At 69.6% G+C, this 24228-nt stretch carries 18 protein-coding genes and 1 riboswitch; of the genes, 11 read left to right on the top strand and 7 right to left on the bottom strand.

Annotated elements, in window-relative coordinates:
- Positions 1-72: 72 nt before the first annotated feature.
- Positions 73-1095, bottom strand: a complete 1023-nt coding sequence (locus BKA25_RS13870; protein ID WP_069849275.1) for a small ribosomal subunit Rsm22 family protein — start codon at positions 1093-1095, stop codon at positions 73-75.
- A gap of 292 nt (positions 1096-1387) precedes the next feature.
- Between BKA25_RS13870 and BKA25_RS13865 the strand changes: the two genes are divergently transcribed.
- The 8 genes from BKA25_RS13865 (at position 1388) to BKA25_RS13830 (ending at position 13788) form a co-directional block, all read left to right on the top strand.
- Positions 1388-1759 carry a group I truncated hemoglobin gene (locus BKA25_RS13865; protein WP_069853649.1) on the top strand — a complete coding sequence of 124 codons (372 nt, stop codon included), beginning with the start codon at positions 1388-1390 and terminating at the stop codon, positions 1757-1759.
- 109 nt (positions 1760-1868) lie between these two features.
- Positions 1869-3248 (top strand): glutamate decarboxylase, encoded by a 1380-nt coding sequence (gene gad / locus BKA25_RS13860; protein WP_069849277.1) that lies wholly within the window; start codon positions 1869-1871, stop codon positions 3246-3248.
- Between the two features lie 145 nt (positions 3249-3393).
- Complete coding sequence (locus BKA25_RS13855; RefSeq protein ID WP_069849279.1) at positions 3394-4323, top strand: AEC family transporter; 930 nt, start codon at positions 3394-3396, stop codon at positions 4321-4323.
- Positions 4324-5015: 692 nt separating this feature from the next.
- Entirely contained in the window at positions 5016-6230 is a 1215-nt protein-coding gene (locus BKA25_RS13850; RefSeq protein WP_216637824.1) for a hypothetical protein, read from the top strand.
- Positions 6231-6436: 206 nt separating this feature from the next.
- A complete protein-coding gene (locus BKA25_RS13845) occupies positions 6437-8386 on the top strand; it encodes a glycoside hydrolase family 84 protein (protein ID WP_236750806.1) in 1950 nt (649 codons plus the stop codon).
- Between the two features lie 454 nt (positions 8387-8840).
- On the top strand, positions 8841-10031 hold the full coding sequence (locus tag BKA25_RS13840) for a Cmx/CmrA family chloramphenicol efflux MFS transporter (RefSeq protein WP_069849281.1): 1191 nt from the start codon (positions 8841-8843) through the stop codon (positions 10029-10031).
- Between the two features lie 152 nt (positions 10032-10183).
- Positions 10184-11425 (top strand): FAD-binding protein, encoded by a 1242-nt coding sequence (locus BKA25_RS13835; protein WP_069853652.1) that lies wholly within the window; start codon positions 10184-10186, stop codon positions 11423-11425.
- Between the two features lie 71 nt (positions 11426-11496).
- Positions 11497-13788 carry a glycoside hydrolase family 95 protein gene (locus BKA25_RS13830; RefSeq protein WP_069849283.1) on the top strand — a complete coding sequence of 764 codons (2292 nt, stop codon included), beginning with the start codon at positions 11497-11499 and terminating at the stop codon, positions 13786-13788.
- A 28-nt stretch (positions 13789-13816) separates the two neighbouring features.
- On the opposite strand, the gene BKA25_RS13825 is transcribed toward BKA25_RS13830, so the two are convergent.
- Positions 13817-15013, bottom strand: coding sequence for a helix-turn-helix domain-containing protein (locus BKA25_RS13825; RefSeq protein ID WP_069849285.1), 1197 nt, complete (start codon positions 15011-15013; stop codon positions 13817-13819).
- A 565-nt stretch (positions 15014-15578) separates the two neighbouring features.
- Here BKA25_RS13825 and BKA25_RS13820 point away from each other — a divergent pair.
- Both BKA25_RS13820 and BKA25_RS13815 read left to right on the top strand, forming a co-directional pair.
- A complete protein-coding gene (locus tag BKA25_RS13820) occupies positions 15579-16709 on the top strand; it encodes a methyltransferase domain-containing protein (protein ID WP_069853653.1) in 1131 nt (376 codons plus the stop codon).
- A 413-nt stretch (positions 16710-17122) separates the two neighbouring features.
- On the top strand, positions 17123-18256 hold the full coding sequence (locus BKA25_RS13815; protein ID WP_069853654.1) for a type III polyketide synthase: 1134 nt from the start codon (positions 17123-17125) through the stop codon (positions 18254-18256).
- 27 nt (positions 18257-18283) lie between these two features.
- Here the strand turns inward: BKA25_RS13815 and BKA25_RS13810 are convergent, their stop codons facing one another.
- Together BKA25_RS13810 and BKA25_RS13805 are read right to left on the bottom strand one after the other, a co-directional pair.
- On the bottom strand, positions 18284-19315 hold the full coding sequence (locus BKA25_RS13810) for an NAD(P)/FAD-dependent oxidoreductase (protein ID WP_069849288.1): 1032 nt from the start codon (positions 19313-19315) through the stop codon (positions 18284-18286).
- Positions 19312-19833 carry an isoprenylcysteine carboxyl methyltransferase family protein gene (locus BKA25_RS13805; protein WP_069849290.1) on the bottom strand — a complete coding sequence of 174 codons (522 nt, stop codon included), beginning with the start codon at positions 19831-19833 and terminating at the stop codon, positions 19312-19314. The genes BKA25_RS13810 and BKA25_RS13805 overlap by 4 nt, the downstream gene beginning before the upstream one ends.
- A gap of 150 nt (positions 19834-19983) precedes the next feature.
- Between BKA25_RS13805 and BKA25_RS13800 the strand changes: the two genes are divergently transcribed.
- A complete protein-coding gene (locus tag BKA25_RS13800) occupies positions 19984-20880 on the top strand; it encodes a UbiA family prenyltransferase (protein ID WP_216637826.1) in 897 nt (298 codons plus the stop codon).
- A gap of 48 nt (positions 20881-20928) precedes the next feature.
- Here BKA25_RS13800 and BKA25_RS13795 read toward each other — a convergent pair whose 3' ends face one another.
- Genes BKA25_RS13795 through BKA25_RS13785 form a run of 3 tightly spaced genes read right to left on the bottom strand, consistent with a single transcriptional unit; the run spans position 20929 to position 23995 of the window.
- On the bottom strand, positions 20929-21822 hold the full coding sequence (locus BKA25_RS13795) for a hypothetical protein (RefSeq protein ID WP_069849292.1): 894 nt from the start codon (positions 21820-21822) through the stop codon (positions 20929-20931).
- Between the two features lie 5 nt (positions 21823-21827).
- Entirely contained in the window at positions 21828-23423 is a 1596-nt protein-coding gene (locus BKA25_RS13790; RefSeq protein ID WP_069849294.1) for a hypothetical protein, read from the bottom strand.
- Positions 23423-23995: a hypothetical protein gene (locus tag BKA25_RS13785; RefSeq protein ID WP_157421062.1), complete on the bottom strand. Its 573-nt coding sequence runs from the start codon at positions 23993-23995 to the stop codon at positions 23423-23425. The genes BKA25_RS13790 and BKA25_RS13785 overlap by 1 nt, the downstream gene beginning before the upstream one ends.
- An 86-nt stretch (positions 23996-24081) precedes the next feature.
- A riboswitch (cobalamin riboswitch) is annotated at positions 24082-24217 on the bottom strand.
- Between the last annotated feature and the right edge of the window lie 11 nt (positions 24218-24228).

Here is a 24228-nt window from a genome sequence, read left to right as displayed (position 1 = left end):
CCCATGAGACTCGACTCACGCGCTATCACGCCCGAGCCTCGCACCAGCATGCGTGGCCCGCCACAGGCGGAATCAGCCGAACTCGGTGCCGTCGCCGACCGGTTCGAGGTCACCGCCCACCGGCGGCCACTCGTGACCCCAACGCAGATCGCGGGCCGCCCGGTAGCGGCTGCCCTCCCGTCTGGAGACCGTCACGTCGCCGAGGGAGCCGTCGTCGGCGCAGATCTGCAGGGCCACCTGACCCTTGGGCTTGCGGGGATGCCGCAGCACCCGGCCTGCCGCCCGCCGCCAGTTGTCGGGCGAGGCGACGATGTAGGAGAACTTCTCGTCCTCGAAGCCGAGCGCGCCGTCCTTGACCCGCCGATGGACCGAGGTCCTGGGCAACCGGGTCGCGAAGTGACACCAGTCCTTGCCCCGGGGGATCGGGCAGTCGTCCTCGTGCGGGCAGGGCGCGACCAGTCGAAGACCGAGGTCGCGCAGCAGATCCCTGGCGGCGACGACCCGCTCGTAGCCCGCCGGGGTGCCCGGCTCGATGATCACGAGCATCGCGGTGCTGCGGGCCGACCACCGGATGATGTCCGCCCGGCGGCGTTCCGGCAGCTCGCCCAGGACGTAGGACAGCGTGACCAGATCGGCGGCGGGCGGCGGCGAGTCGACGTCGATCGAACCGCGCGTCCACGACACCTGCCGCAGCGCCGCCGATCCTGCGGAGCCCACGAGTCGTCTGCCGAGCGAGATGGCCTGGGACGACTGCTCCAGGACGGTGATGTCGGCGAGCGATGACCAGACATCCACGGCGGCCCACACGTCGGCTCCGGTGCCGCCGCCGATGTCGATCTGAGTCCGAGGCTGGAAGCCCGGCGCGACCACCGCGACCTGGTCGAACACCGAACGTGCTGCGGCATAGGTGGCGGGCATCCGATAACCGGCGTAGGCCGCGACATCGAGATCGGAGTTCAGGATCGGCGTCGACGGCGGCCTGCCGGAGCGGTACTGCTGGATGAGTCGGTCCACCGACTGCCCCAATGCCTGGCGGGAGAAGCGTGTCAACGCACCGTCGAGTGCGGACATCAGATCCTGCGGAAGAGCCGACATGGGGGACCATTCTGCCGAGCCGGACGGCGTCGGCGGCTCCGGGTTGTTATCCGAGGCCGTAAGGCAGGCACGGCCCGGCCCCACGCCGGTTCGATCCGTCGAATCGTGGACTCTCGCGTGGTGCACCGGCGCAATCGGTGGGCCCGGATGTGGCCCGAACCCGACGTCGCACGGCCGTCGGTGCGGTCTGTGCGTTGCCGCTGCCGCATCGGTGACTCTCCGGTGACATGCCCGTAACCACTCGGTGCTTACGTGGTCACATTGTGTGATGCGGGCAGGTCGGAGGATCATGATGTCGACGATCTATGAGCAGATCGGCGGACACGCGGCTTTGGTGGCCGTCGTGGACGACTTCTACGTTCGAGTCCTGGGTGACGAGACGCTGGCGCCGTTCTTCATCGGCGTGGCGATGCCGAGGTTGAAGGGGCACCAGGTGGAGTTCTTCGCCTCGGCGCTGGGCGGGCCGATGGAGTACCGGGGGCGGTCGATGAAGGATGTGCATCGGGGGTTGGGCGTCGAACAGGCTCATTTCGACGGGGTCGCGGCCCACCTGTCGGGTGCCCTGGTGAGCGCGGGGGTACCCGCCGAGACCGTCTCGACGATCATCGACACGATCGCGCCCCTGGCCGCCGACATCGTGTCGCCGACCGCTGCGGCGTCCTAGCCCCGTCCGGGGCGGACCGGTCGAGGCTCGGCCACGGTGTCCGCGCGGGAGCGATCGGCCGGTCCGACGGGGCCCTGCGGGCCCGCTGGACCGGCCGTACGCTCGGTTGATGCCGCTGCATGGGGGCCATCGGACGGGCCCGGAACGTCGAGGTGACTCCAATCCCTTCTACGGCGTCGCAGACCCGACCGCGGGCGCCGAGATGGTGCTGCCGCAACGGGCACTGGGTCGACACCCCATCCCGCCCGACACCGCGCACCGGCTCGTGCGCGATGAGCTGCGTCTCGATGGGAGCTCGCGGCTCAACCTCGCGACCTTCGTGACGACCTGGATGGAGGACCAGGCTCGCGAGTTGATGAACGAGTGCGTCGACAAGAACATGATCGACAAGGACGAGTATCCGCAGACCGCCGAACTGGAGCGGCGCTGTGTGAACATCCTGGCCGATCTCTGGCACGCGCCGAACCTCGACGATGTCCTCGGCTGTTCCACCACCGGTTCCTCCGAGGCGTGCATGCTCGCGGGCATGGCGTTCAAGCGCCGTTGGCGGGGGCCGGGACGGCCCAACCTGGTGATGGGGGCGAACGTCCAGATCTGTTGGTCGAAGTTCTGCGAGTACTGGGAGGTGGAACCGAGGATCGTGCCGATGGACGGTGACCGGTTCCACCTGGATGCCGCCGAGGCCGTCGCGCGCTGCGATGAGAACACCATCGGCGTCGTGACGATCCTGGGTTCGACCTTCGACGGCAGCTACGACCCCGTCGCACAGATCGCCTCGGCGTTGGACGACCTGCAGCGCCGCACCGGGCTGGATATCCCGATCCATGTGGACGGTGCCTCGGGCGCGATGATCGCACCCTTCCTCGATCCCGATCTGGTCTGGGATTTCGCCCTGCCCCGTGTCGCGTCGATCAACACCTCGGGACACAAGTACGGACTGGTCTATCCGGGGGTCGGATGGATCCTGTGGCGTCATCGCGAGCTGCTGCCCTCGGAACTGGTCTTCGCGGTGGACTACCTGGGCGGATGCATGCCGACCTTCGCGCTGAACTTCTCCCGTCCGGGAGCCGAGGTCGTGGCCCAGTACTACACCTTCGTCCGACTCGGCCGAGAGGGCTACCGGCTGGTGCAGCAGTCGGCCAGGGACGTCGCCGTCCGCCTGGCCGATCATATCGGCGAGTTGGGGCCGTTCCGGCTCATCACGCGCGGCGAGGAGTTGCCCGTCTTCGCCGTCGCCATCGCCGAGGGCACCGATTTCACGGTCTTCGACGTCTCGAAACGGCTGCGTGAGCATGGCTGGCAGGTTCCTGCCTACACATTCCCGGCGAACCGCACCGACCTGTCGGTGCTGCGGGTCGTCTGCCGGAACGGATTCACCCACGACCTGGCGGATCTCTTCGTCGAAGATCTGAAGCGCGTGCTGACCGATCTTCGGCAGTCACCCGGCGTCCGGGCCGACCCGAAGCACAACACCGCGTTCCACCACTGACCGGGTCATCGGCGTGCCCCTAGTGGCCTGCCGGTCCGATTCGTCGTAATCGTGCCCGTATCCGGCAACGATGGCCGCTTCCCGCCGCGACCCGCCGCGCATTGACCCCCGTCACAGCGTTACGGTGGCTAGACGTGACTGTGGAATGAATGGCGTCCTCGAGGGTTTCTTCGTCATCGGAATCGTCATCGCCGTCGGCTACGTCGTCGGGCGAGCGGGGGTACTCGGGCCCTCGGCCACGCAGACGCTCTCCCGCACGGCGTTCTTCGTCGCCACCCCCGCGCTGCTCTTCGTCACCCTGGCCCACGCCGACGTCGCCGCGGTGTTCTCCTCGGCGCTGATCGTCACCGGCGTCACCAGCAGCCTGGCCTGTCTGCTCTTCGTTCCGATCGGTCTGCTGCGTAAGCGGCCCGCAGGCGAGATCGCGATCGGTTCGATGGCCAGCGGATACGTCAACGCGGGCAACCTCGGACTGCCGATCGCGGCGTACGCGTTGGGTGACGCGGCCGAGGTGGCGCCGGTACTGCTCTTCCAGCTGGCCGTGCTGACCCCGGTCTTCACCACGATCCTGGACATCCTCACCGAACGGGCCAACGGCACGCGCCCGGCATTACTGCGCACGCTGACCGCGCCACTGCGCAACCCGATCGCGGTGGCCACCGTCGCCGGGCTGATCGTCTCCGGTTTCGGCATCGACCTGCCTGCGCCGGTGCTGGCGCCGGTGGAGCTGATCGCGAACATGGCGGTCCCCGGAATGCTGCTCGCCTTCGGCATCTCCCTGCACGGTTCATCGCGACCGGGTGGCTCGAAGGAGGGCGCGATCCTGCTGACCTCGGTGGTGCTGATCAAGAACGTGCTACACCCGCTGCTCGGCCTGCTGTGCGGACTGATCCTGGGACTGGACGGTCCCGCCTTGCTGGCCGTGGTGGTCTGCGCCGCGCTACCCACCGCGCAGAATGTGTTCGGTTATGCCGTGCGATTCGATCAGGGGGTCACGCTGGCCCGTGATTCGGCGCTGATCTCCACGATCCTGAGCATGCCGGTGATGATTCTGTTGGTCGCGTTGTTGTCCTGATCTCCTCGCGGTGGTCCGACCGCGCTACCGGCGCCGGCCACGAAGATGGCTGGAATGCGCCGTCGGAAGTCGTTGGCCGATGGTGCCCTGCTGTGCCTGCGGGCCGCGCTCCGAGACTCCTCGATGTCGCAGGCCCGCCGGAGCGACGAACATGGCGCTCGACTGGTCGCAGCACGGTGTCCTCGCGCATCCGGTGGCGTTGCGCCGCTGCATCGGATCGGAAGAACCTGCTGTCACCTGCTGTTTCCTGCTCCGGCTGTGCGGTTCGGCGGCGTCCCGGCGCGCCAGGGCGGAGTCCGGCGGCCGTGGGTGCCCGGGGAACCACCCATCGCCGGTGATCTCGTTCGATCCGGGTGCCGCGAGCCCGCCGGGGAATTCAGTGGTCGCATTCGGCTGCGTGATTGTCCCGTGATGCGCGAACCGCAGGTCTGTTGACGGGGCTGGAAAGATCCTACTAACCTGCCGACAAATGGAATTCAATCGAATTCTATTCGACATTCCCTCGGTCGGTATCGAATCAGTGCGCACCGCGCTCGGCGGTTGATTCGGGGTTCGTGATCGCCTTATTCGACCCGAGGGATGTCGATGGCATCGAATCCGCTTCGGATTATTCCGGGCGAGGCGAGTCGGTGAAATTCGGCCGCATCGATGCCGCCGCCTTCTCCGTCAACGACGACGAACAGGGAGATCGAATGAATCGTTCGACAGGTTCTCGAAGACTCGGATCACTGCTGGGCGGTGCCGTTCTCGCGGCCGCGATGCTGACCGGGTCCATCCAGGTGGTGGGGTCGCCCGCCGCCACGGCCGCTCCCGCGCAGACCGACACGACCTCCTCGTCCGGACCCGCGATCGCCCAGGAGTGCGGCAGCGGGAGCTTCCACGCCGAAGCGGTGGAGAGCGGCGGTACCTGGACCTCCCGACGCGGGAACAGCACCGTCTACACCGGCAACGACATGCGAGAGGCCGTGCAGGCGGCCATCGGCAGTCTCAGCTCGGGCCGCACCTCGAAGGAACGCGTCGTCGTGCGCGGTTCCGGCACCATCAGCGCAGGTTCCCGGATCTCACTGCCCAGCTACACGGTCCTGGATGTCTGCGGCACCATCAACGTCACCGGCTCGGGAGCGGGCGACCAGGCCCCGGTGTACTCCCGGGGGACCACCGACATCGAGGTGCAGCACCTCAACGTCACCGGCGCTCCGCTCTACGGCATCTTCATGCGCAACGTGACCAACGTCCACCTCGGCCAGATCGACATGCGATTGTCCGCAGGCCTGGGTATCCGGATCGACAACCGGGGTGACACGAGCGTCCGCAGCCGCAACATCCGGATCGACAACGTCTTCGTCTCCGGTGCGAGTGCACACGGCGTCGAGACCTACGGCGTCGACGGTCTCTCGATCGGCACCGTGACGGCCAGGAACACCGGCGAATCCGGGCTCCTGCTCAACGACACCATCAACGCGACGGTGGACCGGGTGGACGGTGAGGGCACCGGCGCAGGCACCGGTTACGCGGCGTTCCGGATGGCGAATCGCAATGGTCGGGTGAACAACTCCTACCCGACCAACATCCGCGTCGGCGAGGTGATCGCCCGAGGCGGCGGCCGAGGGATCTTCTGCGTTTCCGAGAGCGGCGGCGTGGTCATCGACCGGATCGACATCTCCGGTACCGGCAACAACGCGATCCTGATCGAGAACTGCTACAACGTCAATCTCGCGGCACAGAGCGGCAGTGTCTCCGGGCCCGGCGACATCCGATTGGCCGCCCGAACGGAGTTTCCCGGCAACTCCGACGTGACGATCCAGAATCTGACCGTCACCAACTCGGCGGTCACCGAGAATCCCTGCGGGAACAACATCACCTTCCGCAACATCACCAGGGTCAACAGCAGCTACAACGTCTGCTGAGTCTCTCGTTCTGCACGGCCGGGCGATCTTCGAGCACAGCGCGGGAACCCACCGCGTGCCACCGGATCGCCCGGCGGGCGGCGGCCCGGGATACGGCGGTGATCCCGGGCTTCGTCGCCACCCGGCTAGCCGGGTGGCCTGCGCGGAACCCTTGACCCGAGCCGATCCCCATGGTGGTCTGGACCAACCGTGCTCAGGAGGTCCTTGTGTTTCGACGCCCTTCCAGACCAGGTGCTCTGACCGCGCTGCTCGCGGCCCTCGTGTTGTTGCCGCAACCCGCATTCGCCCAACAACCGGCCGACCAGCCCGCCACCGACGCGACGAACGACGCCCGCCGACTACCGGTGGTGACCCCGACACCGCAACAGATCGAACCCAACGGCCGGGACCTCCGGGTCGGTCCCGAGGTCTCCCTGGTCCTGGGCTCGGGAGTCGATCAGGCGACCGAGGACGTGCTGCGCGCCGCGCTGGAACGGGCCGGTGCCCGCGAGATCCGTGCGGATGCGGGGGCCGGGTTGACCGTGGTGGTCGGCTCCATCGAGGACCCCGCCGTCACCGAGGCGCTGACCGAGGCCGGCGGCGAGGTCGCCCCGGAACCGGCGGCCGAGGGCTACTCGTTGGCGAGTAAGGCCTCCCGTCGAGGCGGGCTGGTCGCGCTCGCTGGCAACGACGGCAACGGCGTCTACTACGCCGCCCAGACCTTCCGTCAGTTGGTCGAGGACCGGACGATCGCGGCGGTGTCCATCCTCGACCATCCGCTGATGGCGCTGCGCGGCAGCATCGAGGGCTTCTACGGGGCGCCGTGGTCGCATGCCGACCGCTTGGACCAACTCGCGTTCTACGGCGACATCAAGGCCAACACCTACATCTACACCCCGAAGGACGACGTCTACCTGCGCGAGCAGTGGCGCGATCCCTACCCCGCCGAGGAACTCGCGAAGCTGGCCGAGCTCGTCGAGGCCGCCGCATGGCACCACGTCCAGTTCACCTACGCGATCTCGCCCGGGCTGTCCATCTGCTACAGCGACCCGGCCGACCGGGCGAGCCTGATCGACAAGCTGGACTCGCTCTACCAACTGGGTGTCCGCAGCTTCTACGTCGCCCTCGACGACATCGAGTACGGCAGATGGAACTGTGCCGCCGACGAGGAGCACTACGGCCCCGCCGACCAGGAGGCGGCGGGCCGAGCCCAAGCCGACCTGCTCAATGCGGTCCAACACGACTACCTCGACACGGTCGAGGGTGCCCAGCCGCTGCAGACCGTGCCCACCGAGTACTCCGACGTCGAGGACTCCCCGTACAAGACCGCGTTGCGGACGGCACTGGACGAGCGAATCGTGATCCAGTGGACCGGGACCGATGTGGTGCCCGCCTCGATCACCGTGGCCGACGCCGAGGCCGCCGCTCGGGTCTGGGGTCGCAAGGTCTTCCTCTGGGACAACTACCCGGTCAACGACTTCGGGCAGACCACCGGCCGGCTGCTGATGGCGCCATACAGCAAACGGGAGGCCGGGCTCGACTCGGCGCTGAGCGGAATCGTGTTGAACCCGATGAACCAGGCCGCCCCGAGCAAGGTCGCGCTCTTCGGCGGCGCGTCCTTCGCCTGGAACGGTCGGGATTACGACGCCGAGACCACCTGGTGGGCCGCAGCGGAGTACCTGGCGGACGGTGATGCCCGTACGGCCGAGGCGTTGGTGGCCTTCTTCGACACCCAGCACCTGGCCCCGACCTTCGGCGACACCCCCTGGCAGCCGCAGGCTCCGGCGCTGGCCGCCGCCGTCGATGCGGTGCGGGCGCAGCCCTCGGGGTTGCCGTTGCGCGAGCTGAGGGAGCGGGCCGACCTGCTCGCCACGGCATCCGAGCAGATCAGGGCGGGCGTGGCGGACCCGGCGTTCCTCGAGCAGACCCAACCATGGCTGGACGCCCTCGCCCTGTGGGGTCGGGCATTACAGCTCACCGTGGACGGTCTCGACCGGGTTGCGGAGGACCCGCAGGGCGCCGACCGGGCGTTCGCCGAGTCCGCCGAACTGGCCGAGGAGGCATCGGCGATCCAGACGATTCCCGGCACCACGCGCCCGCAGGGGCCGATCAAGGTCGCCGACGGGGTACTCGACACCTTCATCGCCGACGCACCCGAGTTGGCGGGCCGAGGCTAGCCTGGCACCGACTCGGACATAGCCGCCCCGGCGGCCTCCCCGCTCCCGGCGGGGACCGATCGAACGAACGCCCGGCCCCGACGACCACCTCGAGAATTCGGTGGACGTCGGGGCCGGTCCCGTTTACGCTGCGCCCGTGTCCAGCCCAGAGGCATCGAGAACCAAGCCACCGGTCGTCCGGTGGCTGCTCCACTTCACACACTGATCCGCGCGTTCCTCGACCGCGCGGTGTCGGCTGTGTCCGTCCGCTGCCACCGGATCGCCGTAGCACCGTCTCGTGTTCGATCTCGGCCCGCATCGCCCTTGCGATGCCGGGCGCGCGTCACCGTGGTGACGCCGGAGATCCTCCCCGTGCGGCGGTCGGGCGTTGTCGCGGTCCGCACTCTCCTGGTCTCGGTCGATACGCCACGACCTGCTGCTTCGTCGATTCCTCGATGTGGTTGCGGAGTCAGTCATGCCCTTCTCCCTCTACCTGCTCGGCCTCGCGGTCTTCGCGCAGGGCACCTCGGAATTCATGCTGTCGGGCCTCGGACCCGCCATTGCCGCCGACCTGGCGGTGTCGCTGCCTGCTGCGGGCGCGCTGACCTCGGCGTTCGCGCTCGGAATGATCGTCGGGGCGCCGCTGGCGGCGATCCTGAGTCTGCGGTGGTCTCGGCGCCGCGCGCTATTGCTGTTCCTGCTCTGCTTCCTGTTCGCCCACGTGGTCGGCGCGTTGACCACCGGCTACTGGTTGCTGTTGGCGATGCGGATCCTCGGTGCCCTGGCCAACGCAGGCTTCCTGGCCGTGGCGCTGATCACCGCCACCGACCTGGTCGCCCCCGATGCGAAGGGGCGTGCGACCGCGACGTTGCTCGGTGGTGTCACCATCGCCTGCATCGCGGGGGTGCCCGCCGGGGCACTGCTCGGTCAGCTGTGGGGTTGGCGTTCCGCGTTCTGGGCGGTGGCGATCATCTCGGTACCCGCGGTCGTCGGGATCCTGCATGCCGTCCCCACCGGCGCGGTCGAGACGCGGCGGCCGAGTGCTCGCCGGGAGCTGCGCGCACTGCGTCGCCCTCGGTTGGCGGTGACGCTGCTGTTGGCGGCGTTGGTCAACGGTGCCACCTTCTGCACGTTCACCTACCTCGCGCCGGTGATCACCGAGATCGCCGGCCTCGGCGCGGCCTGGGTGCCCGCCATGCTGGCGCTCTTCGGATTCGGCTCCTTCATCGGGGTCGCCTCGGCCGGGCACATCGCCGATACCCGGCCGATTCCGCTGTTGGGATGGGGCGGACTCGCGCTGTGCGTCGGCTGGGTCGGATTCGCCGTGACGGCGGGACACCCGGTGGCGGCGACCGTGCTGGTGCTCATCACGGCGACCCTGTCCTTCGCGGTCGGATCCACGCTGATCTCGCAGATGCTCTATGCGGCGACCGAGGCGCCGAATCTGGCGGGTGCACTGGCCACGGCCGCCTTCAACGTGGGCGCGGCGCTGGGACCGTGGCTGGGCGGCCTGGCCATCGGCGCGGGTTTCGGTTACCGGTCGCCGTTGTGGATCAGCGCGGCGCTGGTGGCCTCGGCGCTCGTGGTCGGCGGCACCGCGTGGGCCACCGGGCGACGAGACGCGGTGCCACCACCGGACGGCGAGATGTCGCCCTCGATGCGCTGACCCGGCCGGGTGGACCTCGTCCCTGCTCACCCAGGCACGCCGTAGTGCTGCCGTCCGGACGATCCGACGTGATCCCGGACGGCGGCACCGCCTGCGGGGCCTCGGAAGAACAGTGGTCGACCGGGCAACGCTCACCCGGCAGAATCCCGTTGATGACCACCATGCGAACGAACTGGGCGGGCAACGTCACCTTCGGCGCCGAGCGGATCGTCTCGCCCGATTCGCTGGACGGGTTACGCGAGGTGGTCACCGCCTCGCGGCGGGTCCGGGTGGTCGGGGCGGGGCACTCCTTCAGCCGGATCGCCGACACCGAGGGGACCCTGCTCTCTCTGGACGAACTTCCCGAGATCCTCGAGATCGGGTCCGACACGATCCGCGTCGGCGCGGGCTTACGGCTCGGTCGAGTGGCCGCCTATCTGCACGAATACGGACTGGCGCTGCCGACCTTGCCGTCCTTGCCACACATCACTGTCGCCGGTGCCTGCGCCACCGCCACCCACGGCTCGGGCGACGCCCACGGCTCGCTCGCCGACGCGGTCGTCGCGCTGGACCTCGTCTTGGCCGATGGCTCGTTGCGAACGCTGCGTCGAGGCGAGCCCGGCTTCGACGGCGCGGTGGTCTCGCTCGGTGCGCTCGGCATCGTGACGAGCATGGAACTGCGCTGTACGCCGACCTTCGACGTCGAACAACGGGTCTATCAAGGAGTGCCGCTGGCCGTACTGGCCGACGACTTCGACGGCGTGTACTCCGAGTCCTTCAGCGTGAGCACGTTCACCACCTTCGACGACACCGCCGACGTCCTGGTCAAGCACCGGGTCGGCGATCAGCCCGTCGACCTGGGTTGGACCGGTGCGCGCGAGGCGACGGCGCCCCGCCACCCGATCGTGGGGCAACCCGTGCAGCACTGCACCCCGCAGCTGGGCGAGACCGGTCCATGGCACGAACGGCTGCCCCATTTCCGTGCCGATTTCGCGCCCAGCGTCGGTGCCGAGCTGCAATCCGAGTACTTCGTGGCCCGGCAGGAGGCGGGGGCCGCACTGCGCGCGGTGGCGGCCCTGCGAGCCGACCTGGCCCCGGTGCTGCTGACCGGCGAGATCCGCACGGTCGCCGCCGACGAACAGTGGTTGAGCCCGACCTACCGTCGGTCCAGTGTGGTCTTCCACTTCACCTGGCGCCCCGACACGCCTGCCGTCCTGGACGTGCTGACGCGACTGGAACAGTCCCTCGCACCATGGTCGTTCCGGCCGCACTGGGGCAAGCTGTTCGTCCTGCCGCCCGAGGAACTGCGCGGTCGCTACCCCGAGTTCGACCGGTTCCGCAGCCTGCGGCGGGAGTTCGACCCACACGGTCGGTTCCGCAACGAGACGATCGACACCTGGTTCGCCGATCTCTGAGCGGACAGGCGTTCTCGCATCGTCGCCGTTCGGACGACGACCCCCTGCACCGAAGGAGCGGATCGCCCGTGATGCTGTGGTACGACGAGCCCGCCGAGGACTGGGAGACCGAATCCCTCCCGGTCGGCAACGGCTCGCTGGGAGCGACGGTCTTCGGCGGCGTGCCCACCGAGCGGCTCGCTCTCAACCACAAGACCCTGTGGACCGGTGGCCCCGGTTCGATCCAGGGCTACGACCACGGTGACGGGGACACTCCGAGACCCGAAGCGCTTCGCCGGGTGCGGTCGAGGATCGACGCCGTGCACCGGATATCACCGGAGGAGGTGGTCGACCTACTCGGCAGACCGCGTCGCGGGTTCGGCGCCTATCAACCGCTCGGCGCACTCCTGGTGGATCTCCCCGCGCCCGCCCCCATCACCGACTACCGCCGTGAACTGGCGCTGGCCGAGGCCACGGCGGGCGTGCGCTACCGGTGTGCGGGCGTCGGATATCGACGCGAGTACCTGGCCAGCCATCCCCACGAGGTCATCGCGGGCCGAGTGAGTGCGGACCGGCCCGGCGCGGTGTCCGGCCGACTGCGCCTCGAATCGCCACACGGCGGCACCGCGACCATCGCGGGCGACCGACTGACACTTCGGGGCGCGCTGGCGGACAACGGGCTTCGCTGGGAGGTGCAGATCCGAGTGCTCGTCGAAGGCGGCAGCCTCACAACCGGCCCGGATGCCTCGTTCGTGATCACCGAAGCCGACAGGCTCGTCTTCCTGATCGCGGCAGGGACCGACTACTCCGACGACCACCCGCGCTACCGAGGCGAGGACCCGCACATCCGGGTGACCGAGACGGTGAACCGTGCCATGGCCGCAGGCTACGACGCGATCCGTGCCGAGCATCTCGACGACCATCGCGGGCTCTTCGATCGAGTCCGACTGGATCTCGGGAGGTCGGACTCGACCAAGCCCACCGACGTGCTGCTGGCCGAGTACACCGGCGGCGGCTCCGCCCAGGACCGGGCATTGGAAGTGCTGTTCTTCTCCTACGGCCGTTATCTGCTGATCGCCTCGTCGCGCCACGGACCGCTGCCCGCGAACCTGCAGGGCATGTGGAACGCGTCCACGCAACCGGCCTGGTCCTGCGACTATCACCTCAACATCAACCTGCAGATGAACTACTGGCCTGCGTTGACCACCAACCTCGCGGAGACCCTCGACCCCTACGACAGGTTCGTGACGGCGCTGCAGGCGCCCGGCAGTCACACCGCACGGCAGATCCACGCCGCGCGCGGCTGGGTGGTGCACAACGAGACCAACCCGTACGGATTCACCGGTGTGCACGATTGGGCCACCGCGTTCTGGTTCCCCGAGGCCGCGGCGTGGCTGAGCCTGCAGCTTCACGAGCGGTACCTGTTCACCCGCGACGAGTACCGGCTGCGCACGGTGGCGTATCCGATCATGCGCGCGGCCAGCGAGTTCTGGCTGGACGCCCTGCACGTCGATCCGCGCGACGGCACGCTGGTCGTCTCGCCGAGCTACTCGCCGGAGCACGGCGGCTTCTCCGCCGGGGCGGCGATGTCTCAACAGATCGTCGCAGCTCTGTTCGCGGCCACCTCGGCGGCTGCGACGCTGCTCGCCGATGACACGGACCTGCCCGCTCGACTGGCCGATGCGCGAGACGGACTGGACTCCGGGATCCGCGTCGGATCCTGGGGGCAGCTCCAGGAGTGGAAGGCCGACTGGGACGACCCCGCCGACGATCACCGGCATGTCTCGCACCTGTTCGCCGTGTATCCCGGTCCCGGTCTCGCGCCGGAGAGCCCCGAGGCCGCGGCCGCGAGCGTCTCGCTGCGCGCACGCGGTGCCGGGGAGACCGGCTGGAGCAAGGCGTGGCGGATCAATCTGTGGGCGCGGCTGTGCGACGGCGATCGCGCCCACGCCGCGCTGATCGACCAGCTTCGACACTCGACCCTGCCGAATCTGTGGGACACCCACCCGCCCTTCCAGATCGACGGCAACCTCGGTGCGACCTCGGGGGTGGCGGAGCTGCTGGTCCAGAGCCACGGAGACGTGATCGAGGTGCTGCCCGCACTGCCCTCGGCCTGGCCCACCGGTTCGGTCAGCGGGCTGCGTGCGCGCGGCGACCTGACGGTGGACATCGAATGGACCCGGGGCGTGCCGAGCAGGGTCGTGCTGCACGCCGGCCGCACCGGGCCGGTGCGAGTGGGCGTCGGCCGCTTCGCCTCCGAGACGGCCGTCACCGATGCGACCGGCAAGCCGATCGCATCGGAGCACCTCGGCGATGTGGTGATCATCCCGATGCGGGCGGGGGAGAGCTATCTGATCACGGAGACCTCGGCCACCACGCGATAGCCGGGTGCCGCGACGGCCCGTCGGCCGATCACGCGGTCAGACCCAGCCAGTCGGCATAGTGCGACAGCTCCGGGTGGGATCGGCGGTACAGGCTGATCAACACGGAGGTGGTCTCCCGGACCATGGGGTGCAGCCTGGTCTGTTGCGGCGCGATGTGCCTCGCCTGTTGCAGGGCATCGAAACAACCGTTGCGGTCGCCTTGGATCAGATGCGCCCTGGCCAGATCGAGATGGTGATGGCCCCGGCGGGTCCTCGGCATCGTGCGCGGCGGTGACCAGGCCCTGGCGGCGGTGAGCGCTGCGGCGCCGTCGCCGAGTTCGACCTGCGCGGCCACCTCGTGCGTCGTGATGTTCGCCGGACCGAAGGTCAGTCCATAGTGGACGTGGTCGGTGGTCAGCTCCCTGGCGAGATCGCGGGCGGCGATCAGGTGCGACCGGGCGGTGTCGGCGTCACCGGCTCGCGAGGCGAGCGTGACCGAACGCAGATGAAGGCTGCCGTACACGGTGATCGCGGCCTCGTCCGGCGCGCGCAGGGTGTCGTCGAGCTCGGCCCGGGCGGCGTCCATCAGGCGTAACCCGTGGGCGTAGTCGCCCGCCGACTGGAAGCTCTGCACCCGCGCCCAATGCGCCAGGCCCGCGGCCAGCGGGTCGCTCGCCCGGTGAGCGGCATGAGCCAGATGATGCTCCACGGACTCGGCGAGGTCGGCGTATCCCAAGCGGTGGAGCAGGGTGTGCGTCGCGTGGTAGACGGTGACCAACAACCCGAAGACGTGCGGGGCGTTGGTGGCATCGGTGGTCTGGGTCGCCGCGGTGAGTTCCTCGACCAGGGCGGGCAACCGCACGGCCAGAGCGCTGTACTGGGCGTTGCGGCGCATCCGAGCGATCGACTCGACGTCCGAGGTCAGTTCGGCCAGTGGGCGCGGGGTGATGTCGCCGGGCAGGTCGTAGTGCCGCAACACCGTGCGTAACGCCGCCACGGCTCGGTGGGTCTGTTCGTCGCGGTGATTGTCCGCGTAGGGCTGCCCGGTCAGACGTTCCACCGGGATCTTCAACGCCCGTGAGACGGCGGCCAGTAATGCGTGGGTCGCGACCCGGTCGCCGCATTCGACCTTGCCGAGGAGGCTGAGGGAGACCGCGGCCTGTCGAGCGAGTCGGGGCTGGGTGAGATTGGCGGCCAGCCGCGCGCGACGGATGGCGGCGCCGACATGGGATGCGTCCTCGGCCATGACTACGTCTCTTCTCTTATAGGTCGTCGTCCCCGTGCCCGAGGGACTCATGGCGTGGCAGATCCATAAAGACTCGACTTCACAGCGTAGGCGGTTGTGCATGGACTGTGAATGTTCGAAGTCCCACCACGATGGACACTCAGAGTGTCCGCACGAGCACAGTGCGTGTCAATCAAGGGGGAAGGCATGAACCGTCTCGTCGATCGTGATTCGCTCGTCCAGGCCGCATCCCACGCTCACTCGGGTGTCTCGACACCATGACCGGCGGTGAACCCAGGTCCGCCGGAACGGACCCGACAGCAGGCGGAGCACCCGAGGCAGCCACTCGACCGACTTCCGGCCCTCGCAGGCCGGCCCGCCGAGTGGACCGGGTCGTCGTCGGGAGCATCGGCTCTCCTCGTCCGCTGCGCGCGAGAACACCGCCGCCTTGGCTGCGTGGTTGAACCCGCGCACCGGACGGCGTCACGCGACAGCATCTGCCAGCTAGTAGGCCGAAGGCAGCCGTAGGACTCCACCGTGTCCTCTCGATGCCGCCACCGGCCGAGGAATCCTTCGGAGCGTGCACATGATCACCACCGTCGACAGCTACCGACTGCGTCACCGTCTGGCCGATTCCCTGCGTGCGAGTGGCTACCTGCAGAGCCGTCGTTGGCTCGAGGCATTCCGCACCGTGCCCCGCGAGGCCTTCGTCGAGCGCTTCATCGTCAGCAGCCCGACAGGCGAGCAGACCCTGTTCGATCTGACCGTCGATCGGATCCCGGCGCTGGAGGCCGTCTACCGGGACACCAATCTCCTGACCCAGCGCGATGCGGGGGGCACCGCGACCAGCTCGTCCACCACCCCCAGCCTGATGGCCCTGATGCTGGAACGTCTCGACGTCCGACTCGACCACAAGGTGCTGGAGATCGGCACCGGCACCGGCTACAACACCGGGTTGCTCTGCCATGCGCTCGGCGATCACGCGGTCACCAGCATCGACATCGATCCGACATTGGTGGTGCGGGCCAGGGACGCGCTGGCCGGACTCGGCCAGCATCCGCACCTGATCATCGGCGACGGAGCCGACGGCGTCGCCGAGTACGCGCCCTTCGACCGCTTGATCGCCACCTGCGGCGTCGCCAGGGTGCCCACCGCCTGGCTGCGGCAGGTCTCCACCGGCGGGGTGATCCTGGTCAACCTCGGGTACGCGCTGGCCCGGCTGACCGTCGACGCGGAGGGCAAAGCAGTCGGCCCGTTCACCGACTACGCCGCCTTCATGCGGCTGCGGCCGTATCCCTCGTTCCGGACGCCCACCGGCCGCGAGATCATCGAGATGGCCACCGAGGAGGGCGTCGACAGTGCCGTGCGCACCGACGGCTTCCCCGACTTCCTCGGGGCGCGGCCGCTGGAGTGCCTGCGTGCGCTGGTCCACCCGGACGTGCACCGGGTGATCCGGCACGACGGTGGCGGGGAGGCCCACGTGCTCGGCGATCCGGCGACCGGTTCCTGGGCGCGGGCCCGGTCGATCGGATCGGCACGCGCCGCCATCGTGCACGGCGGCACCCGCGATCTGTGGGACGACTACATGCGCATCGCTCGATTGTGGAACGGCCACGGCAGGCCGGAGCCCGCTCGCTACGGGCTCACCATCACTCCGGACGGCGTCCACACCCTGTGGCTGGACTGCCCGGACCAGCCCGTCCTGACTCTGGACTGAACGAACCGAGCAGGGGCAGGCGAGCGGCCACCGCGTGAACCATGCACGACGACGCGATGGCCGCCGACCGGCAGTTGCGATGCGGGTCGGATGGCCTGCGGCCGCCGGCCGGCGGCAGAGCCCGACGCGCCGGTCCTGGCTACGCCCTTCGGCGTGCTGCGATGGGACGACCGGCCTACCGGCGAGTCGCGAATGGATGGTGCGCTGCGCCGACCAGCGCCGACGTGCGTCGCACGGCTGCCGGCCCGCCCCAACCCATGGATGATGAACATCGACCGTTGAACCAATTCCATCCCCGGCGGTGGCATTGAGCTTTCTCAGTCGTGACCGCAGACACTCGACGTCCGGCTTGAGCGGCGATCGCGCCTGCCGCGCAGTGGGACGCGAACCGGGGACGCGAGTGGAGGATGTCGATGTCTCAGCGCAGGGAGAACTCCGCCGGTCACCACGGTGCCGCGACACGGGAGGCGACCCGGTGGCCCGGCAGTGGAGCACGGGTGGCCTCGTCCGCGATGGCCTTCCCCGAGCACGTCTATCGGCAGGAGGAGATCTCGGCGGCATTCGTCGAGGAGATCCTCTCTCCCGGTGACTCACGTCGGCGTGCGGCGCAGCGCATCTCGGGTAACTCCGGCGTTCGGACCAGACATTTCGCGGTTCCCATCGAACGGTTGCGCCGATTGGCGGACTTCACCGAGGCCAACGAGGCCTATCTCGCCTCCGCGTTGGAACTGGGCGAGCAGGCGGTGCGCCGCGCATTGGCGGTGGCGGGCATCGCACCGGAGGAGGTCGATCTGGTGGTCTCGACGACCGTCACGGGATTGGCCGTCCCGTCTTTGGAGGCCAGATTGGCGCAGCGGTTGGGGCTGCGCGAGGACGTGAAGCGAATTCCGATGTTCGGCCTCGGTTGCGTCGCGGGCGCTGCGGGGATCGCGCGGGTGCACGACTATCTGCTGGCCTGGCCCGATCAGGTGGCGATCCTGCTCTCGGTGGAACTGTGCTCGCTGACCCTGCAACGCGGCGATGCCTCGGCGGCCAACATCGTCGGCAGCAGTCTGTTCGGCGACGGGGCCGCCGCCGTCGTGTTGACCGGCAGCGCCTGCGAGATCGAACACCCAGGGCCGACCGTGATCGCCACCCGTAGCAGGCTCTATCCCGACAGCGAAGCGGTCATGGGCTGGGACATCGGAGCCGACGGCTTCCGGCTGGTGCTCTCCACCGACGTCCCGGCCATCGCCCGGGAATTCCTCAGCAAGGACGTGGTCGCCTTCCTCTCCGACCACGGTCTCACCACGGGCGACATCGCGCACTGGATCTGTCATCCCGGCGGCCCCAAGGTCATCGAGGCGGTCCGGGACTCCCTCGACCTGGCTCCCGACGCGCTGCGGCACACCGTGGCATCGCTGGCCGCCAACGGAAACCTGTCCTCCGCCTCCGTCCTGGACGTGCTGCGTCGCACGATCGCCGAGGCACCCGCTCCGGGCTCCTTCGCGGTGCTGCTCGCGATGGGCCCCGGCTTCTGCTCGGAGCTCGTCCTGCTCCGCTGGTGACCCCGATGTCGATGGGATGCTCGGCCGTCACGCCAGGGCGTTGACCACGGCGGCGAACACCGAGGGGAACCGCCTGGCTGCGGGCACGATCCGATTCGCCGTCAGCGGAGTGGTCCGTGCCGCGACGAGCAACTCCGTCAACAACCGATGCCGTCGGGTGGCCCGCCGCCACACAGCCTCGTAGTCCTGCGGTCGACCCCGCCGCAGACAGTCGACCAACGCCGCCGCCCCCGACAACGCCAAGGCGATGCCCTCGCCCGTGATGGCATCCACATAGCCCGCCGCGTCGCCGACCAGCAGGACTCGATCGGCGACGCGGCGGCGGACCCGCCGTCGCAGCGGACCGGCGCCACGCACGGCCGTCACCGCCAGCTCGGGCGTGAAACGCTGCGCCAAGGCGGGAAACGCGGCGAGCTGCGTGCCGAACGGCGCCCGACGTGTCGTCAACAACGCGACGCCGGTCAGCTCGGGGCCCACCGGCGTCAGATAGGCCTCGCCGTGTGGTCCGTGGTGCACCTCCACCGAGGAGGAACCGGGCGCCACGGCGAAGTGCCTGCGCAGACCGAACCGGGGAGCCCGCCGATCGTCGACCACCAGGCCGAGACCGCGGGCCACCGGCGAGTGCAATCCGTCGGCGGCGACGAGCCAGCGCCCGCGCAGCCCTAGCTCCGGGACGACGACACCGGCGGACTCGGACCGGACCTCCGTCACCCTGCCACGGCGGATCGGCACCCCCGCCGCCACCGCCGCTCGGTGCAACGCGGTGTGCAGGACCGTCCTGCGTACGCCCAATCCCGTGCCATCCCGGAATTCCGCTGCCACGCGAAGTCCATCCTGGACATAGCGGATCCCGCTGATCGGCTGTCCCGGCACCGACACGCCCAGCTCGTCCAGCGCCCGTACCGCGCTCGGCATCAGGCCCTCGCCGCAGGCCTTGTCCGTCCCCTCGGAGCGGGGTTCGACGATCATCGGTTGCAACCCTGCGCGAAGTGCGTACAGGGCCGTCGCCAACCCTGCCGGGCCGCCCCCGGCGATCAACAGATCGGCGTCCCCGGTCACGCGATCGCGGGCCGTGGCTGGTCCAACGCGGCGTTCTCACATCGGATGCGCACCGTGAGCAGCGCCGCGTTGGCGACGCTGAACACCACCGCCGTCAGCCAGGCCGAGTGCACCAGTGGCAGTGCAACGATCTCCACGACGACCGCGACGTAGTTGGGGTGCCGGAGGAAGCGATAAGGCCCACCCGCGACCAACTCGGCCCCCGGCACGACCAACACCCGGGTGTTCCAGGCATCGCCGAGAGTGCGGATGCACCACCAACGCAGGGCTTGTGCGAGCAGCACGAGGACCAGCATGGGCACCCCCAGCGCGGGGATGAACGGTCGATCCGCTAGGACGACCTCGGCCACACAGGCCACCAACAGACTGGTGTGCAGCACGACCATGACCGGGTAGTGGCCCTGCCCGTACTCTCGGGCGCCCCTGGCCAGGCTTCGCTGCTGGTTGCGGCGGGCCACGACGAGCTCGGCCAGCCGCTCCAACCCCACGGCCGCTACGAGCAGGAGATACCACGGCATTGGCGACCATCCCTTGTCGACGGGTTTCCCTCGGGCCTGCCTGCTGGCGAGAATCCTGCTGCCGAACATAGTCGTCGGCGAGGCCCGAAGGTATGTCCTCGCGCGTGGCGGCGGTGTCGGATCCCGCGCGCTGCGGGTAAGACTGACCGAGTGGAACTGCGCCGTCGGACCAGCCCACCGCCCCCGACCGAGCCCGCCGTCGGTCTCGACCGGCCGCCGTCGACCGGACGGCGGATCGTGGCGCTGCTGGGCAGCGCCCACCCCGGACCGACGGTGGCGGTCACCGCCTTCGCGACGATTCTCGCGGTGGCGGTCGGCCGGGGATCTGCGGGAGCGACGTTGGTCGCGGCGGCGGTGCTGGCCGGGCAGCTGTCCATCGGCTGGAGTAACGACGCGATCGACGCTCGCCGAGATCTGCGCACCGGCCGTCGGGACAAGCCCGCGGCGACCGGCGGGATCGACGGGAACTCGGTGGCGGTGGCCGCCGCGATCGCGTTGGCGGTCTGCATTCCGCTGTCACTGGCAGGCGGGGTGCTCGCCGGGTCGATCCACCTGGTGGGCACGGTCGCGGGATGGGCCTACAACCTGGGGCTCAAGCGCACCCTGATGTCCCCACTGGCCTACGCGGTGGGCTTCGGCTCGCTGCTGCCGTTCATCACCCTCGGCCTGCCCGACAGGCCGTGGCCCGCCTGGTGGGCGGTCCTGGTGGCGGCCCTGCTGGGGGTGGCCGCCCACCTGGTCAACGCGATGCCCGACATCGAGGGCGATGTGGCGACCGGAGTGCACGGGTTCCCTCAACGGATCGGCCGTACCGCCTGCCGTGTCCTGACGCCGTTGCTGTTGCTCACGGCCGTCGCCGTCCTGCTGGCGGCGCCCGACCGGATCACGCTGATCAGCCTGCTCCTCGCCGGGGTGGCCGGGCTTGTGGCGATCACGGGCACCGCTCTACCGGCCGCTCCGACGAGTCGGTGGCCCTTCCACGCCACCGTCCTGACCTCGGGTCTGGTCGTCATGTTGTTCCTCGCCAGGGGATCGAGCATCGTCTAGCACCCGCGCGCCGGACCCGGCGGCCACGTCGTCGAGGGGGCGACAGGCCTACTCGGCCCGACGTCGTCTCCTCCTCGCTGCGATCCCGGCGGCGATGCCCAGCACCCAGATCGCCGCGAAGGCGATCAGCGTCGCCCAGGGCACGCCGCCGGCGGTCTCCTCGGCGGCCTCGCCTGCGACCTGTTGCCCACCGTCCTGCGACGCCGAACCGGGGGACTCGGCTTCCTGCCCTGCGGACGGGTCCTGCGATGCGGATTCCGGTGCGTCGCTCGAGTCGACGTCGGCTCGATCGCCGTTCTGGTCGGAATTCGGCGCGTCGGGAAGCTGGGCCTGATCCGGTGTTCGGGGTTCCTCGGGCGGTGCTGCTGGATCGCCCGGCGACGGACGGTCCGGCGTCCCCGGCCGGTCGGCGTCCGGCGCGCCGGGGCCCTCCTCGGGCGGCTCGGCGCCGGTGAAATGCGACCTGGCGGCCGCGCCGGTCAACCCGGGCGGATCGCCCGCGCCGAAGGACCAGCCCTCGATCCGGTCGACTTCGGGATAGGACGCCAGTGCGCCCCTGCTGCTGTACGACCAGCCGTTACCGCCCGGTTCGTCGACCCAGTACGACCAGTAGGCGTCGCCGGAGGGCGTGTCATCGCACGCCTCCTGCTCGGGCCCGGGCCGACCGTCGATACGACAGATGAACCCCGCCCCGTCGTGCGCGGTGCCCGCCAGTCGGAACCCCGCCTCCTGCAGGGCGGCGTAGCCGGTCTCGGGCGTGCCGGGCACACAGCGGGACACCGCCGAACCGCCGAGGGCGCCGAAGTCGACGACGACCACGACCCCGGTGGACGCCGTGCAGGCCTGGGCCTCGGCGGGAACCGGAGCCGTTCCGATCACCGTGCCCGCGAGGGCCGCGAGGGTCGCGACCGCGATGACACCGACCCGTTGCACCAGCCTCATCGGCGTCACACCTTCGCTCGTCGACCCAACCGGCCGATCAACAGATAACTCGCCGCCGCGAGCAGTAATGCCGCACCGATCGCCGTCGCCGAACCCGCCGGAGTCCGAAGGAAGGCGATGAGCGCTGCGGCCGGGCCCGGCGGGTTCGTCGCTGCGGACGCGTGGTCCTCGGTGCTCGGCTGTGGAGTCTGGCCGCCGAACCAAGACAGCTCGGAACGGTCGGATTCACCGGTCGCCTGTTCGGTCTCCTCGGCCGTCTCCTCGGCGGACTCCCCATCGAGGCCGTTCGTACCGGCGTACCCGGGTGACCCGGCATGACCCGGTAGACCCGGCAGGCCGGGTTGCCCCGGCGCACCCGGCTCCCCAGGAGCCCCCGGTCGGCCCGGCGCTCCCGGTACTCCCGGTACTCCCGGTTCACCGGGCTCGGGCGGTTCGGATTCTCGCGGAGGATCGGTCGGGGGAGGTTCCGGCGCGGGTGGCGGAGGCGGGTCCGTCGGTGGCGTCGCGGACAACCCGAGCAGCGCCTGCGAGGTCGAGCGGCGCAGCCGGTCCTGGTTGCCCGCGCGACTCCAATAGAGCGGGCCGTCCTCCAAGACGTCCAGATAGTCCTGTGTCGAGTAGGACACCGCGCCCGCCATGTCCCCCGGTGCGACGTCGGGGGGAAGCTGTACCGAACTCAGCCAGCCACCCGCCCTCCCGGCGGGCTCGGCTGCGCCCGCCGAGGTGAGGGCGAGCGCGGCCAGTCCGGTGCTGTTGGCGTTGAGGGTCTGCTCGATCAGCTGCGGCGAGGAGGAGTCGAAGCCGAATCCGCCGCCGGAGTGTTGCCGCTCGCGCAACCACCGCACACCCCGGTCCAAGGCCGCCTGGTCGCCGCCGACCTCCGCCAGCGCCCAGACCGCCATCGCCGTGTTGTCCACACTGACCAGTGCGTCGTCGGTCTCCGAACACGTCGATCCGACGTCGGCGACGGGCGGGGCGTTGCGGAATCCGCCGCTCGGGCACTGTTGGCGGACCAGGTAGTCGATGCTGGGTTGTTGATCGAGGGTCAGCCGCGCCTGGTCGGCGTGCTCCTGCATCGCCATCAACGCCAGAGACTGCGAGAAGGTGTTGGACAGGTCGCGACGAGGGTCGTACTCGCCGACGTTGAGATTGCGATAGCGCCCGTCGACGTCGAGGGTCGCGGACAACCGCGCGGGAAGGTCGATCGGCACGCCCTCGGAGTCCACCCCCCAATCGGTGGGGTCGACGCCCGCCCGAACGGCGACCATCAGGCGTTTCGCGACACCGCCGGAGACGGTGATCCGGCCGTTGTAGTACATCTCCCGCAGCGAGCGCACTCCCTGGGAGAAGGCCTCGCCATGCCGGTCGGCCGCGTGCAGCCCGATCAGGGTGTCCGCCAGCAGGCCACTGTCCGGCGTCCCCGGGGTGGTGGACGGGAAGACGTAGTCCAGTCGGACGAGTTCCCGTTCCAGGAACCCGGCCGCCGTGCCCGCCTCGGCGGATCCGACACCCGGTGTCGGATCCGCCGAGGCGGTGGGATGAACGAGCCCGACGATCAGCAGGAGTGCGCCTGCCGCGAGCCCGGAGCGGAATCGGACCATCAGGGCGCGGGCACCCAATCGGGATCGAGGGCCTCGGCCAGCGTCAGGCTCATCTCGTTCGGGTCTGCGGCGGTGCCCGCACCGAAGGAGAAGCCGAGGACATCACCCGACGGCGGGTCGTAGGTGTCCACGCCCTCGTCGGCGTAGCCCCAGGCCGTGCCGGTCACGTCGGGCACCCAGAACGCCCAGTAGGACGCGTCGGGCAGGAACCCGGTGCAGCTGTCGTCGGTCGCACTGGGCAGGCCGTCGATCCGACACAGGTACTGGTAGGGGCCCGCCTCGCCCTCTCCGACGCCGTGCTCGGGTGCGACGTCGACATCGGTCAGCGCGGCGAAGGCCGTGGCGGGGTCGAGGTCGGTGCACCGCCGGACCACCTCGCCACCGGCGTGCCCGGTGAAGTCGACGACCACCGTGACACCGCTGCTTCCGGTGCACGGCCCGTCGGTCCAGGCGGCGATACCGACCTCGTCGGGCAGCGGGTCGGCCGCAGCGACGGCGGGTGCGCCCGCCACCAGCAGGGCGCCCGCGAAGAATCCGGCTAAGACACGATGGATCGAACGACTCGAGGACATGGCCTGGAGTTCCCTTCGGTTCACCGCAGACCGCAGTCCGGAGCCGATCGGCTCCGAAGCTCCGCGCTGCATTCCACGACAGAGGAGCTGGACAATGCGGCACGATGGGCAGTCCGACTCGCACCTGCCACAGGCAGGCGCTCACGGTTGCGGGTCAGCGCCGGATTCGCACCGGCTTCCCCCATCGCGCAGCAGAAACTGCACCGTCCTCATTGGAGTGACGGCCGATTCGA

Origin of the sequence: Actinoalloteichus hymeniacidonis, from assembly GCF_014203365.1 — a bacterium.
Classification (GTDB): domain Bacteria; phylum Actinomycetota; class Actinomycetes; order Mycobacteriales; family Pseudonocardiaceae; genus Actinoalloteichus_A; species Actinoalloteichus_A hymeniacidonis.
This window is presented reverse-complemented; position numbering and strand designations above follow the sequence as displayed.

Coding starts and splice junctions, on each gene's coding strand:
- BKA25_RS13870 (WP_069849275.1), bottom strand. CDS start 1,095: ATGTCGGCTCTTCCGCAGGATCTGATGTCCGCACTCGACGGTGCGTTG.
- gad (WP_069849277.1), top strand. CDS start 1,869: ATGCCGCTGCATGGGGGCCATCGGACGGGCCCGGAACGTCGAGGTGAC.
- BKA25_RS13795 (WP_069849292.1), bottom strand. CDS start 21,822: ATGAGGCTGGTGCAACGGGTCGGTGTCATCGCGGTCGCGACCCTCGCG.
- BKA25_RS13825 (WP_069849285.1), bottom strand. CDS start 15,013: ATGGCCGAGGACGCATCCCATGTCGGCGCCGCCATCCGTCGCGCGCGG.
- BKA25_RS13840 (WP_069849281.1), top strand. CDS start 8,841: ATGCCCTTCTCCCTCTACCTGCTCGGCCTCGCGGTCTTCGCGCAGGGC.
- BKA25_RS13790 (WP_069849294.1), bottom strand. CDS start 23,423: ATGGTCCGATTCCGCTCCGGGCTCGCGGCAGGCGCACTCCTGCTGATC.
- BKA25_RS13785 (WP_157421062.1), bottom strand. CDS start 23,995: ATGTCCTCGAGTCGTTCGATCCATCGTGTCTTAGCCGGATTCTTCGCG.
- BKA25_RS13830 (WP_069849283.1), top strand. CDS start 11,497: ATGCTGTGGTACGACGAGCCCGCCGAGGACTGGGAGACCGAATCCCTC.
- BKA25_RS13855 (WP_069849279.1), top strand. CDS start 3,394: ATGAATGGCGTCCTCGAGGGTTTCTTCGTCATCGGAATCGTCATCGCC.
- BKA25_RS13835 (WP_069853652.1), top strand. CDS start 10,184: ATGACCACCATGCGAACGAACTGGGCGGGCAACGTCACCTTCGGCGCC.
- BKA25_RS13815 (WP_069853654.1), top strand. CDS start 17,123: ATGTCTCAGCGCAGGGAGAACTCCGCCGGTCACCACGGTGCCGCGACA.
- BKA25_RS13820 (WP_069853653.1), top strand. CDS start 15,579: ATGATCACCACCGTCGACAGCTACCGACTGCGTCACCGTCTGGCCGAT.
- BKA25_RS13805 (WP_069849290.1), bottom strand. CDS start 19,833: ATGCCGTGGTATCTCCTGCTCGTAGCGGCCGTGGGGTTGGAGCGGCTG.
- BKA25_RS13865 (WP_069853649.1), top strand. CDS start 1,388: ATGTCGACGATCTATGAGCAGATCGGCGGACACGCGGCTTTGGTGGCC.
- BKA25_RS13850 (WP_216637824.1), top strand. CDS start 5,016: ATGAATCGTTCGACAGGTTCTCGAAGACTCGGATCACTGCTGGGCGGT.